Source organism: Pseudomonas sp. SID14000, assembly GCF_002165135.1.
Taxonomy (GTDB): Bacteria; Pseudomonadota; Gammaproteobacteria; order Pseudomonadales; family Pseudomonadaceae; genus Aquipseudomonas.
Genome location: NZ_NFZQ01000006.1, coordinates 20,826 through 36,479 on the forward strand (window position 1 = coordinate 20,826; position 15,654 = coordinate 36,479).

Genomic DNA, 15,654 nt, shown 5'->3' on the forward strand with positions numbered 1-15,654 from the left:
CTTTATGGATGACATCTATCGTGCGGCCGTGGATGCGGCCGCGATCTTTTCCGAAACCGACCTGCGTGGGACCATCACCTACGTCAACCAGCAGTTCTGCAGCATCTCGGGCTACAGCCGCGAGGAGCTGCTGGGCGCCAACCACCGCATACTCAACTCAGGCTTGCACGAGCCGGAGTTCTTCGTTGGCATGTGGCGGGCGCTGGCCGCCGGCCGGGTATGGAAGGGCGAAATCTGCAACCGCGCCAAGGACGGCTCGCTGTACTGGGTCGACAGCACCATGGTGCCGCTGGTCGACCCGCTTACCGGCCAGGTGCGCAAGTACGTGTCGATCCGTTTCGACGTTACCGAGAAGCGCCAGCTGCTGCATGCCTTGCAATGGCGGGTGGGCCACGACGTACTCACCGGCCTGCCCAACCGCGCCTACTTGTCCGACCTGCTGAACCAGGCCCTGGCCTACTCGCGCCGTGAAGACATTCCGCTGGCGGTGTGCATGCTCGACCTGGATGGCTTCAAGGCGGTCAACGACGGCTACGGGCATGCCATTGGCGACCTGCTGCTGGTCGAGGTGGCGCAGCGGCTCAAGCACATCCTGCGCGGTGGTGACGCGGTGGCCCGGCTGTCTGGGGACGAATTCGTGCTGATCCTGCGCGACGTCGACGAAGACCGCCAGCTGCATGCGGCGTTGCGCCGGGTGCTGGGCGCACTGGCGGCGCCCTATGTGGTGCGCGAGCACCGCCTGTCGCTCAGCGCCAGTATCGGCGTGACCCTGTACCCGCAGGATGACGAAGACGCCGACACCCTGGTGCGCCATGCCGACCAGGCCATGTACGTGGCCAAACAGCGTGGGCGTAACCGCTATCACCTGTTCGACGTGTCCCAGGAGCAGGAGCTCAAGGCTACCCACCAGACTGTGGCGCGGGTGCGCCGGGCCCTGCACGACGGCGAGCTGTGTCTGTATTACCAGCCCAAGGTCAACCTGCGCAGCGGCCAGGTGCTGGGTTTCGAAGGCTTGCTGCGCTGGCAGCGGCCAGGCCGCGGGCTGGTGCCGCCTGGTGATTTCCTGCCCTGGGTTGAACAGACCGACCTGATTGTGGAAATCGGCGAGTGGGTGCTCGACCAGGCGCTGAACCAGTTGCAGGCGTGGCAACGCCAGGGGCGGCCCTGGTCACTGAGCGTGAATATCGCCGCGCGGCATTTGCAGCGCGGTGACTTTGCCAAGCGCCTGCAGCAGTTGCTGGCGGCGTACCCGGAGGTGGACCCGGCGCGGCTGGACCTGGAAATCGTCGAGTCGGTGGCCATCGACAATCTGCAGCATGTCAGCCGCTGCCTCGATGCCTGCCGCGCGCTGGGTGTGCGCTTCTCCCTGGACGACTTCGGCACTGGCTATTCGTCGCTGAGCTACCTGAAGCGCTTGCCGACCCAGACGATCAAGATCGACCAGTCGTTCGTGCGCGACATCCTGCATGACCAGGACGACCTGGCGCTGACCAGGGCGGTGATCGGCCTGGCGCGGGCGTTTGGCCGCGAGGTAATTGCCGAAGGGCTGGAGAGCGTCGAGCACGGTCGGGTGCTGATGGGCCTGGGCTGCGAGCTTGCGCAGGGCTACTGCATCGCCCGGCCTATGCAGGCCAGTGCGGTGGAAGCCTGGGCGCAGGCCTACCGGCAGCCGGTGCAATGGCGCGACCCGTCAGCGCGCGTCAGCGGGCCATCGGCTTGACCTCGGCCAGCACCGGGTGCGCCACCAGCTTGTCGATGTGCAGGGAGTCGTCGTTCATCCAGCTTTCGCTGAGCAGCCGGTAGTGTTCCATGTCACGGCAGCGCAGGCGCAGGCTGTAGTCGAAGTGGCCGCTGATCAACTGGCATTCGTGTACTTCCGGGCAGTTGCGCAGGGTGGCTTCGAAGGCCTTTTGCGCGGCGCGCCCGCTTTGGTTGGACAGGGCGACCAGCACCAGCAGCGACACCCCGGGCGCCACCTTCTGCAGGTCGATGATCGCCCCATAGCCGCGGATCACGCCGCGGCGCTCCAGCTTGCGTACACGCTCCAGGCACGGGCGCGGGGTGAGGTGGACGAGGCTGGAGAGTTTTTCGAAGGTGATGCGGCCGTCGTGGCGCAGGATGTCGATGATCGCTTCGTCGATGCGGTCGAGGGGGTGGGCGTTGGCGTCCTTGGTGTCCATGCGCTTGGGCTTCTTTCAGAAGAGGGCATGGGACAGGTTAGGCGGTAAAGGGGGCCGCTGCGCGGCCCTTTCGCGACACAAGGCCGCTCCCACAGGGATCGCGCACCCTTTAGGATGGCGGCGGACTTTTGTGGGAGCGGCCTTGTGTCGCGAAAGGGCTGCGCAGCAGCCCCAAGGTCTATCAGGCGCAGACCGAGTCAGCCTTGTTTACCGCCCGCAGCTCCACCATCCGCGGCTGCAACAACCCATACAAATCCTTCGGATCCTCCAGCACCGGCACCAGCCCGATGTCCGTGCCGATATCCAGCGCCTGCGCCGTATCCAGCACGTAGCGCAACGCCGAATAATCCTCCAGGGCAAACCCCACCGAGTCGAACAGCGTCACCTGTTCGGCGCTCTCACGCCCCTTGGCTTCCCCGGCAACCACTCGCCAGAACTCGGTCGCTGGCGAGTCCGCCGGCATCTGCTGGATCTCGCCTTCCACCCGACTCTGCGGCTCGTATTCGACGATCACCCGGGCCCGTTCGACAATCGCCCGGTGCAGCTCGGTCTTGCCTGGGCAGTCACCGCCCACGGCGTTCAGGTGCATGCCCGGCTCGATCATCTCCGGGGTGAGTATGGTGGCGCAGGCCTTGTCGGCGGTCACCGTGGTAACGATATCGGCACCGCGCACCGCTTCGGCCACGGAGCTGGCGATGCTCAGCTTGAGGCCGGGGCGGTTGGCCAGGTTGGCGACCAGCTTGGCCGAGGCGGCCGGGTCGATGTCGAACAGGCGGATTTCATCGATGCCCAGCAGGGCATTGAAGGCGATGGCCTGGAATTCGCTCTGCGAGCCGTTGCCGATCAGCGCCATGCTGCGGCTGTCTTCGCGCGCCAGGTAGCGGGCGGCCAGGGCTGAGGTGGCCGCGGTGCGGATGGCGGTGGTCAGTGTCATTTCGCTGAGCAGCAGCGGTGCACCGGTATCGACACTGGCCAAGGCACCGAAGGCCATCACTGTGGGCAGGCCATGGCGCGTGTTTTTCGGGTGGCCGTTGACGTACTTGAAGGCGTAGCGGCTGGCGTCCGAGACCGGCATCAGCTCGATTACACCATCTGGCGAATGGTTGGCCACCCGGGCACATTTTTCGAAGGCGGGCCAGCGCAGGTAGTCCTGACGGATGTACTCGGCCATTTCCAGCAGGCACGTGGGCAGGCCTTTACGGTTGACCATGCGGGCCAGGTCTTGCACATCGATATAGCGGGTCATGAGGGGTCTCCCTGCGGCGACGCTTCCAGAGTGGGCTCCGGTTTCATTGTGCGGCGGGTGGGGAGGTAAAGCTGGCTGTAATGGGCTGTGGCGGCAGCGGCTTTGGCTGATTTCGCTGCGCTGGCAGCCGAATCGGCTGTGGGTGCCTGTACCGCCCCTATCGCCGGCACAGGCCAAGGCAATCATCGCTCACGCAACCGCTTGTACAGTGTGGTGCGGCTGATCCCCAACCCGCGCGCCACCGCCGAGAGGTTGCCGTTGGCTTGCGCCACCAGCAGGTGCAGGTCCGCCTCTTCGGTCGCGACCTGCACAGGTACCTGCGACTCGGCGAGAAAACCCGCAGGTAAGTGTTCCAGGCCGACAGGCCCATTGCCCGCCAAAGCCAGCGCCACCTGCAGTACGCTCACCAGTTCGCGCACATTGCCTGGCCAGGGGTGCTGATCGAGCAGGTCGATAATAGCCGCAGGCAGCCGTGCAGGCTGCCCGGGGTCACGGTAGCGGGCATGCACCTGCTCGATCAGTTGCCGGCGATCACCGCGCTCGCGCAACGGCGGCAACACCACCGCCAGCCCGGCGATGCGGTAATAAAGGTCCTGGCGAAAGCGCCCGGCACGTACCTCTTCAGCCAGGTCGCGGTTGCTCGCCGATACCACGCGGATATCAACCGCCACCGGTTCGCCGCTGCCCAGCGGCTGGATGCTGCGCGTCTGCAGCACGCGCAGCAGGCGGGCCTGGGTAAGCAACGGCATGTCGCCGATTTCGTCGAGAAACAGGATGCCGTGGTGGGCCTTGCGGATCAGCCCCGGGTTGCCCTTTTGATGGGCGCCGGTGAACGCGCCCTTGTCGTAGCCGAACAGCTCCGACTCCACCAGCTCGGCCGGGATCGCCGCGCAGTTGACGGCGACCAGCGGCTGGCTGGCACGGCTGCTGGCCCGGTGCAGGGTGTCGACGAATACTTCCTTGCCCACGCCGGTTTCCCCCTGCACCAGCACCGGAATGTCCTTTTCCAGCAGCAGGGCGGCCTGTGCCAGGGCCTTCTCCAGGCGCGGCTCAGCGCTGCTGGCAGCGGGGCGGGTGGGGACCTCTCGCGGCGGCTGCCATTGGCAATGAAAGCGGTTGCGCCCGGTGGCCTGCAAGGCGAAGGGCTGTTGCCGGGGATGGCTGAGCAGCTGTTGCAGGGGCAACTGGAACAGTTGCTCGATATTCTGCCGTAGCGGGTTGCTACCGAGCAGGCTATCGGCCCGGTGGTTGGCGGCCAGCACCTGACCTTGCTCATCGAACACCAGCAGGCCGGCCCATGGGCTGTCGAGGTTGTCGGAAGCGCTGTTGAAGATCAGTTGCGCGTGCTGGTCGGCATGCTCGGCGAGGATCAGGTGGTTCTCCAGGCTCTGGCCCATCATGCGCACCAGGCCTAGCGTCTGGCTGGCGGGCAGATAGCCGTCGCTGGCTACGTCGAGCACCCCGACCAGTTGCCGCGTGGCGTCGAACAGCGGCGTCGCGGCGCTGGACATATAGCGGTTCTGGCGCAGGAAGTGTTCGTCCTGGCCAACGTGGATCGCTTCGGCGCAGACCAGTGCGGTGCCAAGGGCATTGGTGCCGACACCGCGCTCGTGCCAGTGGGCTCCGGCGCTGAAACCGTGCTGCTGGCATGGTTCGATGAAACGCCGCGAGCCCCAGCTGTCGAGCAGGCAGCCGCTGGCATCGGCCAGCATCACCAGGTAGCTGGCATTGCCCAGCAGGTGCGCATATTGCGGCAGCACCGTTTCGCGGGTCAGGCGCAGCAGGGCCTGGCGTCGCTCCAGCAGGGCGCTCAGCTCGGTGCGGGTCAGGCAGTCGAAGTCCGGGGCGTGCTGGGGTTGCAGGCCGTGGTCGCGACAGCGGGCCCAGGAGGCCTGGATCAGTTGAGCATGGGTCGAAGCGGATGCGGCCATGGGCCTGTCCTGTGTGATTGTTGTCATGGGGCCGACCGATGTTCAGTGTTGTGCACGGTTGTTCAATGTCAAACCGGCAAGTGTTCAGTTGTTCAGTGCTTGTGTTCACTTGTGAACCTGCAACCGGCCAGGGTTGCCGGCCAGGCCCCAGGCTAGAGGATCGCGGTACAACTGGCACGAAACTGGCTGTGCCCGCCAGACAATAACCACAAGAAGGCCACGCCATGTCTCTGGTGCTGGAACAGGTCAGCCGCAGCGTCGACAACCAGGCCTGGATAGTCGATGCCTCACTGCGTTTCGAGCCCGGCTCGTTCAACGTACTGCTGGGCCGCACCCTGGCCGGCAAGACCAGCCTGATGCGCCTGATGGCCGGGCTCGACCGCCCGGACCGGGGGCGGGTGCTGATGGATGGTCAGGACGTGACTGGCGTACCGGTGCGCCAGCGCAATGTGTCGATGGTGTATCAGCAGTTCATCAATTACCCGACCCTTAGCGTGTACGAGAATATTGCGTCACCGCTGCGCCAGGCACGCATGGACGAGCCCCAGATCCGCCGGCGCGTGCAGGAAACCGCCGAGATGCTGCGCATCGAAGCCTACCTCCAGCGTCTGCCGCTGGAGCTGTCCGGTGGCCAGCAGCAACGCACGGCGATGGCCCGGGCGCTGGTCAAGGATGCCTCGCTGATCCTGTTCGACGAACCACTGGTCAACCTCGACTACAAACTGCGCGAGGGCCTGCGTCAGGAACTGCGTGAGTTGTTCGCGGCGCGCCACTGCATAGCCGTGTATGCCACCACCGAGCCCAACGAGGCGCTGGCGTTGGGCGGCACCACCACCCTCGTGCATGAGGGCCGTATCGTCCAGAGCGGGCCTACCGCTGAGGTCTACCAGCGCCCGGGCAGCGTGCTGGCTGCCGAGCTGTTTTCCGAACCACCGATCAACCTGGTGCCTGGCCATATCAGCGGCAACGACGTGAGCCTGGCCCAGGCCGTGCACTTTGCCCGTAATGCCGACTTGCAGCCGCTTGCCGAGGGTGACTACCGCTTTGGTGTGCGGCCCAGCCACATCAGCCTGGTGCCGGCCCATGACGACGACCTGGAATTGTCGGTGCTGGTGGAACTGGCCGAGATCAGTGGTTCAGAGACCTTCCTGCATGTGCGCAATGAATACTGGCGCATGATCCTGCACCTGCCAGGGGTGCACGAATACCAGGTGGATACGCCGATCCGCGTGTTCATTCCCACCCACAAGCTGTTCGTGTTCGACAGCGCCGGGGCACTGGTGCAGGCCCCGGGGCTGCGCCAGGCAAGGAGAGGGTGATGGCCGAAATCCGCCTGCGCCAACTGGCGCACAGCTACAGCCGCCAGCCCGTCAGCGAGGCGGACTATGCCCTGCACGCGCTGGAGCACGTGTGGGAGCAGGGCGGTGCCTACGCGTTGCTCGGGCCGTCGGGCTGCGGCAAGTCGACCTTGCTCAACATCATCTCCGGGCTGCTGACACCGTCCCACGGCGAGGTGCTGTTCGACGGCAAGCCGGTCAACCAGCTGTCACCGCAGGCACGCAACATTGCGCAGGTATTCCAGTTCCCCGTGGTGTACGACACCATGACGGTGTTCGACAACCTGGCGTTTCCCTTGCGCAACCAGGGGCTGGACGAAGCCCGGGTGCAGGCCCGGGTGGAGGAGATTGCCGAAGTGCTCGACCTGTCGGCCGTGCTGCGCAAGAAGGCGCGCAACCTCAGTGCCGACGAAAAACAGAAGGTCTCCATGGGACGTGGCCTGGTGCGCGATGACGTGTCGGCGATCCTGTTCGACGAGCCGCTGACAGTGATCGACCCGCACCTGAAGTGGAAGCTGCGGCGCAAGCTCAAGCAGATCCACGAGCAGTTCAACATCACCATGATCTACGTCACCCACGACCAGTTGGAGGCCTCGACGTTCGCCGACAAGATCGCGGTCATGCACGGCGGGCGCATCGTCCAGTTCGGTACCCCACGCGAACTGTTCGAGCGGCCGCGGCATACCTTCGTCGGTTACTTCATCGGCAGCCCGGGAATGAACCTGATCGAAGTGCGCGCCGAAGCGGACGGGGTGGCGTTTGGCGAGATTCACCTGGTGCTGCCCGGGCATCTACGAGAGCATCTGCGAGAGCGCCTGGCGGCGAAAGGCGGTGGTCGCCTGCAAGTGGGCATCCGCCCGGAATTCGTGCAGCTGTGGGACAGCCCGTTCGATGACGCCTACCCGGCGCGGGTGCTGGACGTCGAGGACCTGGGCACCTACCGCATCGTCACCCTCGAACTGGGCGGTGTCACGCTCAAGGCGCGCCTGGGCGAGGACCGCCCGCTTCCGGTGGCTCAGGCCTGGGTCAGCCTTCCGGCGCAGTGGCTGATGCTGTACTTCGACGATGTGCTGCTGGAGGCCGGGCCATGAACAAGGTGCCGAACAACAAGGCCTGGTGGCTGGTGCTGCCGGTGTTCCTGCTGGTGGCTTTCAGTGCGGTGGTGCCGATGATGACGGTGGTCAACTACTCGGTGCAGGACATCTTCGACCAGTCCAACCGTTACTTCGTCGGCGCCGACTGGTACCGCCAGGTACTGCGCGACCCAGCTTTGCACGATGCACTGCTGCGCCAGTTCATCTATTCCGCCTGCGTGCTGCTGATCGAGATCCCGCTGGGTATCGCCATTGCCCTGACCATGCCGACCAAGGGGCGCATGGCCTCGGTGTGCCTGATCGTCATGGCCATCCCGCTGCTGATCCCGTGGAACGTGGTTGGCACCATCTGGCAGATTTTCGGCCGTGCCGACATCGGCCTTCTCGGCGCCACCCTGGCCAGGCTCGGCGTCAGCTACAACTACGCCGGTGACCCGTTCGACGCCTGGCTGACCGTGCTGGTGATGGACGTGTGGCACTGGACGTCGCTGGTGGCGTTGCTCTGTTATTCGGGGCTGCGCGCCATCCCCGATGTGTACTACCAGGCCGCGCGTATCGATCGCGCCTCGGGCTGGGCGGTGTTCCGCCATATCCAGTTGCCCAAGCTGAAGAGCGTGTTGCTGATTGCAGTGATGCTGCGCTTCATGGACAGCTTCATGATCTACACCGAGCCCTTCGTGCTGACCGGTGGCGGGCCCGGCAACGCTACCACCTTCCTCAGCCAGACCCTCACGCGCATGGCCGTGGGGCAATTCGACCTGGGCCCGGCGGCGGCGTTCTCGCTGGTGTACTTCCTGATCATCCTGCTGGTGTCGTGGCTCTTCTACACAGCCATGACCCATGCCGACAAGGACTAGGCCATGAGCACGCGTAAATCGCTGGCCCTGCTGGTGTACTTCTTCTTCCTGCTAGTGCCGATCTACTGGCTGCTGAACATGTCGTTCAAGAGCAACGCCGAGATCCTCGGCGGCCTGACCCTATGGCCACAGGCGTTCACCCTCGACAACTACCGGGTGATCTTCACCGATGCCAGCTGGTACAGCGGCTACATCAATTCGTTGTACTACGTATGCCTGAACACGCTGATTTCGCTGCTGGTGGCGCTGCCAGCGGCGTATGCGTTCTCGCGCTACCGCTTCCTCGGTGACCGGCACCTGTTCTTCTGGCTGCTGACCAACCGCATGGCGCCACCAGCGGTGTTCCTGCTGCCGTTCTTCCAGCTGTATTCGTCGATCGGCCTGTTCGATACCCATATCGCCGTGGCCTTGGCCCACTGCCTGTTCAATGTGCCGCTGGCGGTGTGGATTCTCGAGGGCTTCATGTCCGGTGTGCCGAAGGAAATCGACGAAACGGCCTACATCGACGGTTACAGTTTCCCGCGGTTCTTCGTGAAGATCTTCATTCCGCTGATTGGCTCGGGCATCGGTGTGACGGCGTTTTTCTGTTTCATGTTCTCCTGGGTCGAGCTGCTGCTGGCGCGCACCCTGACCTCGGTGAATGCCAAGCCGATCGCCGCAGTGATGACCCGTACCGTGTCGGCCTCGGGCATCGACTGGGGCGTGCTGGCGGCGGCGGGGGTACTGACCATCTTGCCGGGCATGCTGGTGATCTGGTTCGTGCGCAACCATGTGGCCAAGGGCTTTGCCCTGGGCCGGGTGTGAGGAGGGCAAGGCATGGAGTGGATGGCCTGGACCTTGCCGACGGCGCTGTTCTTCGCCGCCGTTGGCGTGCTGCTGCTGGGCATGACCCTGCTCGAACTGCGCCGCCCCTGCGTGGAGCGACGCGGCTTCCTGCCGCTGGTCACCAGCCGTGGCGACCGCTTGTTCATCGGCCTGCTGGCCAGCGCCTACCTGCATTTGCTGGTGGTTGGTGTCAGCGAGTGGCCATTGTGGGTGGCCTCGCTGCTGTCGCTGGCGTGGCTGGTGATGGTGCTGCGCTGGGGCTGAGCGAGCGGCCCTGTGGGATAACTGAAACGGGAGATCACAATGTTCGACAACAAGTACAAGAGGCGACATTTGACCCTGGCCGCGTTGCTGGTACTGGCCAGCGTGCAGGGCGCAGCCTGGGCAGACCAGTACGAGGACGCGGCGAAGAAGTGGCTCGGCAGTGAGTTCAAGCCTTCGACCCTCACCCCCGAACAGCAACTGGCCGAGTTGAAATGGTTCATCAAGGCTGCCGAGCCGTTCCGTGGCATGAAGATCAACGTGGTGTCGGAAACCATCACCACCCATGAATACGAGTCCAAGGTGCTGGCCAAGGCCTTCAGCGAGATCACCGGTATCCAGCTGACCCACGACCTGCTGCAGGAAGGCGACGTGGTGGAAAAGCTGCAGACGCAGATGCAGTCGGACAAAAACATCTATGACGGCTGGGTCAACGACTCCGACCTGATCGGTACGCACTTTCGCTACGGCAAGGTGGAGTCGATCACCGACCTGATGGCCAACGAAGGCAAGGACTACACTTCGCCGACCCTGGACCTGAAGGACTTCATCGGCATCTCCTTCACCACCGCGCCGGATGGCAAGGTCTACCAACTGCCCGACCAGCAGTTCGCCAACCTTTACTGGTTCCGTGCCGACTGGTTCGAGCGGCCAGAGCTGAAGGCCAGGTTCAAGGAAAAATACGGCTACGAGCTGGGTGTACCGGTGAACTGGTCGGCCTACGAGGACATTGCCAGGTTCTTCACCGAAGACGTCAAGGAAATCGACGGCAAACGCGTCTATGGGCACATGGACTACGGCAAGAAAGACCCGTCGCTGGGCTGGCGTTTCACCGATGCCTGGTTCTCCATGGCAGGCGGCGGCGACAAGGGCTTGCCCAATGGTTTGCCGGTGGACGAATGGGGCATCCGCGTGGAGGACTGTCACCCGGTAGGCTCCAGTGTGACCCGAGGCGGCGACACCAACGGCCCGGCCGCCGTCTACGCCACGCATAAGTACGTAGACTGGATGCGTGCCTATGCGCCCAAGGAAGCCCAGGGCATGACCTTCTCTGAAGCCGGCCCGGTGCCGGCCCAGGGCAACATTGCCCAGCAGATCTTCTGGTACACCGCGTTTACCGCCGACATGACAAAACCCGGGTTGCCAGTGGTCAATGCCGACGGCACGCCGAAGTGGCGTATGGCGCCTTCGCCGAAGGGGCCGTACTGGGAGGAGGGGATGAAGCTGGGCTACCAGGACACTGGCTCGTGGACCTTCTTCAAGTCCACCCCCGAGAAGCAACGCCTGGCGGCGTGGCTGTACGCCCAGTTCGTTACCTCCAAGACCGTGTCGCTGAAAAAGACCATCGTCGGCCTCACGCCGATTCGCGAGTCGGACATCAACTCCCAGGCCATGACCGAGCTGGCACCCAAGCTGGGCGGGCTGGTGGAGTTCTACCGCAGTCCGGCGCGGGTACAGTGGACACCGACCGGTACCAACGTGCCGGATTACCCGAGGTTGGCGCAGTTGTGGTGGAGCCATATCGCCGAAGTGGCCAGTGGCGAGAAGACCCCGCAGGAAGCGCTGGACGGCCTGGCCCGTGACCAGGACCGGATGATGGAGCGCTTGCAGCGTTCCAACGCCCAGGCCACCTGCGCACCGAAGCTGAACCCGGAGAAGGATGCCCAATACTGGTTCGATCAGCCCGGTGCGCCGAAACCGAAACTGGCCAACGAAAAGCCCAAGGGCGAGACGGTCAGCTACAGCGAACTGCTGAAGTCGTGGGAGGCGGCCAGGAAGTGATCGGCTGAGCACCGCGCGGGCTTCTTCGCGGGTAAACCCGCTCCCACAGGGACCGTGCAGTCCACGAAGGCTGTGATGTCCCCTGTGGGAGCGGGTTTACCCGCGAAGAGGGCGGTGCAGCCATCAAGAAACTTCAGCCAAAAAAAAAACGGCACCTGCCAGAGGTGCCGTTTTCATATCACGCGGTATTACTTGTGCAGCTCTTCCGCCGCATACAGCGTGTTCTCCAGCAGGCATGCCCTGGTCATCGGCCCGACGCCACCCGGCACCGGCGTGATCCAGCCGGCGCGCGGCAGGGCGGTCTCGTAGACCACGTCGCCGACCAGCTTGCCGTCGTCCTGGCGGTTGATGCCCACGTCGATGACGATGGCACCCTCCTTGATCCACTCACCCTTGACCAGGCCCGGCTTGCCTGCGGCCACGACCACCAGGTCGGCGCGGCCGACGTGGCCGGCCAGGTCCTTGGTGAAACGGTGGCAGACGGTCACGGTGCAGCCGGCCAGCAGCAACTCCATGGCCATCGGGCGGCCAACGATGTTGGATGCACCGACGATGACCGCGTTCATGCCGTACAGGTCCTGGCCGGTGCTTTCCAGCAGGGTCATGATGCCCTTCGGCGTGCACGGGCGTAGCAGCGGGATGCGCTGGGCCAGGCGGCCGATGTTGTACGGGTGGAAGCCGTCCACGTCCTTGTCCGGGCGGATGCGCTCGAGCAGCAGCGAGGCATCCAGGTGCGCCGGCAGCGGCAGTTGCAGCAGGATGCCGTCGACGGCCGGATCGTCATTGAGGCGGTCGATCAGCTCGGTCAGGGCCTGCTGCGTGGTTTCGCTCGGCAGGTCGAACGCCTGCGAAATGAAGCCGACCTCTTCGCAGTCCTTGCGCTTGTGCGAGACATAGACTTGGGAGGCGGGGTCGGTGCCGACCAGGATCACCGCCAGGCCCGGCGTACGCAGGCCTTGCTGGCGACGCTCCACGACACGTTGAGCGATCTGCTGGCGCAGGCTGGCGGCGATCGCCTTGCCATCGATTAGGTGTGCAGTCATAGACGCGTGATTAACCATCGAGAAGGAAACAATTAAAGAGGGCGCATTCTCGCACGACATGGGCCAAGGGCAAAGGCGGGTGGTCGGGCAAATCCCCTAAGCCCTTAAATAATTTAAATTTTTTTGAGAAAGGTGTTGACGACTTTCAGGCTCGCCTATAAGATTCGCCGCACTTGTCGGGCACAGCCTAGCACTGGTTGGCGAAGTCGGGCAGAATGAGTGGTTTAGCAGTTACCTGTTAATGTCTCGTTCGGTTAGGCTTCAAGCTTAAGCGCCCGTAGCTCAGCTGGATAGAGCATCCGCCTTCTAAGCGGATGGTCGCAGGTTCGAGTCCTGCCGGGTGCGCCATTAGGCAGCTTTGGCAAGCAAGTAGGCTGTAATGCAATATGGTGGGCGTAGCTCAGTTGGTAGAGCGCTGGATTGTGATTCCAGTTGTCGTGGGTTCGATTCCCATCGTCCACCCCATATTCTTCAAAGGCGCCTCGATAGCATCTGGCGCCTTTGTTTTAAGCGTTACGCGGACGTGGTGAAATTGGTAGACACACTGGATTTAGGTTCCAGCGGCGCAAGCTGTAAGAGTTCGAGTCTCTTCGTCCGCACCATGCTTCTGTAAGGTTGTATCGCAACATCGCAAGTCCGCAATATGGTGGGCGTAGCTCAGTTGGTAGAGCGCTGGATTGTGATTCCAGTTGTCGTGGGTTCGATTCCCATCGTCCACCCCATATTTGTCGAAGGCGCCTTGATCGTGAGATCGGGCGCCTTTTTGTTTTGGGGTTGTGTGGCTGCGGTGTGCATGTCTTGAGTGTTCTGGCGCCTGTGAGATCGAGCGCCGCCCGCGCGGCGCTTCGCGGGACAAGCCCGCTCCCACATTTGTTGCAACGTGGCCATGCCTGTGGGAGAGGCGTTGCCAGCCTTGGTGCAAGGCTTGAGACAAGTGGAGCGGCAGTAGTGCCAACCCAGAACTACAGCCATGCCACCAAGGCTGACAACCATGGCCTGTCAGGTTCGGCACGTTGCAACAAATGTGGGAGCGGGCTTGTCCCGCGAAGCGCCGCGCGGGCGGCGCTCGATCTCACAGGCGCCCCAAACCTCACGCCAGAAACTAGCGACCGCGACGCAATTCCCCCTTGCAATCCTCTGGTGGCACCCCAATAAAAGCTGTTAGATTTCAGCCGGTTGAAACATCGGCCCATTTGGCCGGCAGAGGAACAACCCGATGATCGCAAAAGAAGCCCGTCAGGCCCTGGCGCTACAGCGCTTTGCCGAGGCCAATCCGCAGCTGCTCGAAGAGATCCGCGAGCTGGATCCGCGCGAGCGGGCCCAGCAGATCGAATGGGCATTCGAGGATGCGGCCGAGGAGCAGGGTATCCAGCCTTGGGAGCTGGCCCTGCAACTGATCGCCGAAACCCCGGAGCAACTGCAGGTCATGCGCCTGGAGACGCACCGCGAGGTCGCCGAGGCGCTGGGGATGGAGTGGGAGGAGTACTGCCAGTTCAACGAAATCGATCCTGAATAAGGAAGCGAATTCGTTCGTGGCAGTTGTTTGACAAGGTATTTCGGCTGCAGGTCGCCCCGGGCGTCGTGCGGCCCCCTTTGAAGCGGGCCCGGCGTCATGTCGTGCGGGCCTGGAAAGTTAATCGACCGGCGTGGTTTCCCGTCGTCCCGAGTGGGGTGACTTCTGCTGCGCGACTCACTAGAATGCTTGCCCTTGATTCTGGAGTCGGGCTAACGCCGGCTAACGTCTGTGCAACGAGGAATATCCATGCAAGTTTCTGTTGAAAACACTTCCGCTCTCGAGCGTCGCATGACCATCGCCGTTCCGGCCGAGCGTGTCGAGAACGAAGTCAACAAGCGTCTGCAACAGACTGCCAAGCGCGCCAAGGTTGCCGGCTTCCGCCCAGGCAAAGTGCCGATGAGCGTGATCCGTCAGCGTTTCGAGGCCGATGCCCGCCAAGAGGCCTTCGGTGACTTGGTCCAGGCTTCCTTCTACGAAGCCATCGTCGAGCAGAAGCTGAACCCGGCTGGTGCCCCTGCGGTAGAGCCGAAGTCCTTCGAAAAGGGCAAGGACCTGGAATTCGTCGCCATCTTCGAAGTGTTCCCGGAATTCACCGTTGGCGGCCTCGAGTCGATCAACGTCGAGCGCCTGAGCGCCGAAGTGGCTGACGCCGACCTGGACAACATGCTGGAAGTGCTGCGCAAGCAGAACACCCGCTTCGAGGCCGTCGAGCGCGCTGCGCAGAATGACGACCAGGTCAACATCGACTTCGTCGGCAAGGTCGACGGTGAAGTGTTCGCCGGTGGTTCGGCCAAGGGCACCCAGCTGGTACTGGGCTCCGGCCGCATGATCCCTGGCTTCGAAGACGGCCTGGTTGGCGCCAAGGCTGGTGAAGAGCGCGTTGTCAACGTGACCTTCCCTGAGGACTACCAGAACCTGGACCTGGCTGGCAAAGCCGCCGAGTTCACCATCACCGTCAACAGCGTTGCCGCTCCTGTGCTGCCAGAGCTGAACGAAGAGTTCTTCGCCCAGTTCGGCATCAAGGAATCGACCCTGGAAGGCTTCCGCACCGAAGTTCGCAAGAACATGGAGCGTGAACTGCGCCAGGCCATCAAGGCCAAGGTGAAGAACCAGGTCATGGACGGTCTGCTGGCTGCCAACCCGATCGAAGTGCCGAAAGCCCTGCTGGAAAACGAAGTCAACCGTCTGCGCGTGCAGGCTGTTCAGCAGTTCGGTGGCAACATCAAGCCTGAGCAACTGCCGGCCGAGCTGTTCGAAGAGCAAGCCAAGCGCCGCGTGGTCCTGGGTCTGATCGTGGCTGAAGTGGTCAAGCAATTCGAACTGAAGCCGGACGAAGGCAAGGTTCGCGAAATGATCGAGGAAATGGCTTCGGCTTACCAAGAGCCTGAGCAGGTCATCGCCTGGTACTACAAGAACGACCAGCAACTGAACGAAGTCCGTTCGGTTGTGCTGGAAGAACAAGTTGTAGATACTGTTCTGCAGAAAGCGACTGTGACCGACAAGTCGGTCTCGTACGAAGATGCCGTTAAGCCAGCACAGGCTCCTGCCGCCGCTGAGTAACAGGCTTCTCTCGTAGGAAACC

Annotated in this window: 13 protein-coding genes and 4 tRNA genes; 13 read left to right on the forward strand and 4 right to left on the reverse strand. The window is 63.3% G+C overall.

Features of this window, described 5'->3' with window-relative positions:
• Positions 1-4 precede the first annotated feature (4 nt).
• Positions 5-1,720: a bifunctional diguanylate cyclase/phosphodiesterase gene (locus CAY82_RS10315; RefSeq protein WP_087501106.1), complete on the forward strand. Its 1,716-nt coding sequence runs from the start codon at positions 5-7 to the stop codon at positions 1,718-1,720.
• Here CAY82_RS10315 and CAY82_RS10320 read toward each other — a convergent pair.
• From CAY82_RS10320 to CAY82_RS10330, 3 genes are all read right to left on the reverse strand, one after another.
• On the reverse strand, positions 1,701-2,180 hold the full coding sequence (locus CAY82_RS10320) for an Lrp/AsnC family transcriptional regulator (RefSeq protein ID WP_087501107.1): 480 nt from the start codon (positions 2,178-2,180) through the stop codon (positions 1,701-1,703). The two genes, CAY82_RS10315 and CAY82_RS10320, sit on opposite strands and share 20 nt — an antisense overlap.
• A 181-nt stretch (positions 2,181-2,361) precedes the next feature.
• Positions 2,362-3,426: an ornithine cyclodeaminase gene (locus CAY82_RS10325; protein WP_087501108.1), complete on the reverse strand. Its 1,065-nt coding sequence runs from the start codon at positions 3,424-3,426 to the stop codon at positions 2,362-2,364.
• A 182-nt stretch (positions 3,427-3,608) separates the two neighbouring features.
• On the reverse strand, positions 3,609-5,357 hold the full coding sequence (locus CAY82_RS10330) for a sigma-54-dependent Fis family transcriptional regulator (RefSeq protein ID WP_087501109.1): 1,749 nt from the start codon (positions 5,355-5,357) through the stop codon (positions 3,609-3,611).
• Positions 5,358-5,581: 224 nt separating this feature from the next.
• Between CAY82_RS10330 and CAY82_RS10335 the strand changes: the two genes are divergently transcribed.
• Genes CAY82_RS10335 through CAY82_RS10360 form a run of 6 tightly spaced genes read left to right on the forward strand, consistent with a single transcriptional unit; the run spans position 5,582 to position 11,513 of the window.
• Positions 5,582-6,676, forward strand: coding sequence for an ABC transporter ATP-binding protein (locus tag CAY82_RS10335; protein ID WP_087501110.1), 1,095 nt, complete (start codon positions 5,582-5,584; stop codon positions 6,674-6,676).
• Positions 6,676-7,785: an ABC transporter ATP-binding protein gene (locus CAY82_RS10340; RefSeq protein ID WP_087501111.1), complete on the forward strand. Its 1,110-nt coding sequence runs from the start codon at positions 6,676-6,678 to the stop codon at positions 7,783-7,785. Before CAY82_RS10335 ends, CAY82_RS10340 begins: the two co-directional genes overlap by 1 nt.
• Complete coding sequence (locus CAY82_RS10345) at positions 7,782-8,645, forward strand: carbohydrate ABC transporter permease (protein WP_087501112.1); 864 nt, start codon at positions 7,782-7,784, stop codon at positions 8,643-8,645. Before CAY82_RS10340 ends, CAY82_RS10345 begins: the two co-directional genes overlap by 4 nt.
• A 3-nt stretch (positions 8,646-8,648) precedes the next feature.
• A complete protein-coding gene (locus tag CAY82_RS10350) occupies positions 8,649-9,449 on the forward strand; it encodes a carbohydrate ABC transporter permease (protein ID WP_087501113.1) in 801 nt (266 codons plus the stop codon).
• Positions 9,450-9,461: 12 nt separating this feature from the next.
• A complete protein-coding gene (locus CAY82_RS10355) occupies positions 9,462-9,734 on the forward strand; it encodes a DUF2160 domain-containing protein (RefSeq protein ID WP_087501114.1) in 273 nt (90 codons plus the stop codon).
• 39 nt (positions 9,735-9,773) lie between these two features.
• Complete coding sequence (locus CAY82_RS10360; RefSeq protein ID WP_087501115.1) at positions 9,774-11,513, forward strand: ABC transporter substrate-binding protein; 1,740 nt, start codon at positions 9,774-9,776, stop codon at positions 11,511-11,513.
• A 188-nt stretch (positions 11,514-11,701) separates the two neighbouring features.
• Here the strand turns inward: CAY82_RS10360 and folD are convergent, their stop codons facing one another.
• Positions 11,702-12,556, reverse strand: a complete 855-nt coding sequence (gene folD, locus CAY82_RS10365; RefSeq protein ID WP_087501116.1) for a bifunctional methylenetetrahydrofolate dehydrogenase/methenyltetrahydrofolate cyclohydrolase FolD — start codon at positions 12,554-12,556, stop codon at positions 11,702-11,704.
• A gap of 271 nt (positions 12,557-12,827) precedes the next feature.
• On the opposite strand from folD, the gene CAY82_RS10370 reads away from it, so the two are divergent.
• The 6 genes from CAY82_RS10370 to tig all read left to right on the forward strand — a co-directional run bounded on the left by CAY82_RS10370 (position 12,828) and on the right by tig (position 15,632).
• Positions 12,828-12,904, forward strand: a tRNA-Arg gene (locus CAY82_RS10370).
• Positions 12,905-12,945: 41 nt separating this feature from the next.
• Positions 12,946-13,021, forward strand: a tRNA-His gene (locus CAY82_RS10375).
• Between the two features lie 52 nt (positions 13,022-13,073).
• Positions 13,074-13,158, forward strand: a tRNA-Leu gene (locus CAY82_RS10380).
• Between the two features lie 44 nt (positions 13,159-13,202).
• A tRNA-His gene (locus CAY82_RS10385) sits at positions 13,203-13,278 on the forward strand.
• A 494-nt stretch (positions 13,279-13,772) separates the two neighbouring features.
• Positions 13,773-14,072, forward strand: coding sequence for a DUF6388 family protein (locus CAY82_RS10390; protein ID WP_087501117.1), 300 nt, complete (start codon positions 13,773-13,775; stop codon positions 14,070-14,072).
• 246 nt (positions 14,073-14,318) lie between these two features.
• Positions 14,319-15,632, forward strand: coding sequence for a trigger factor (gene tig, locus CAY82_RS10395; RefSeq protein ID WP_024086620.1), 1,314 nt, complete (start codon positions 14,319-14,321; stop codon positions 15,630-15,632).
• Positions 15,633-15,654 lie beyond the last annotated feature (22 nt).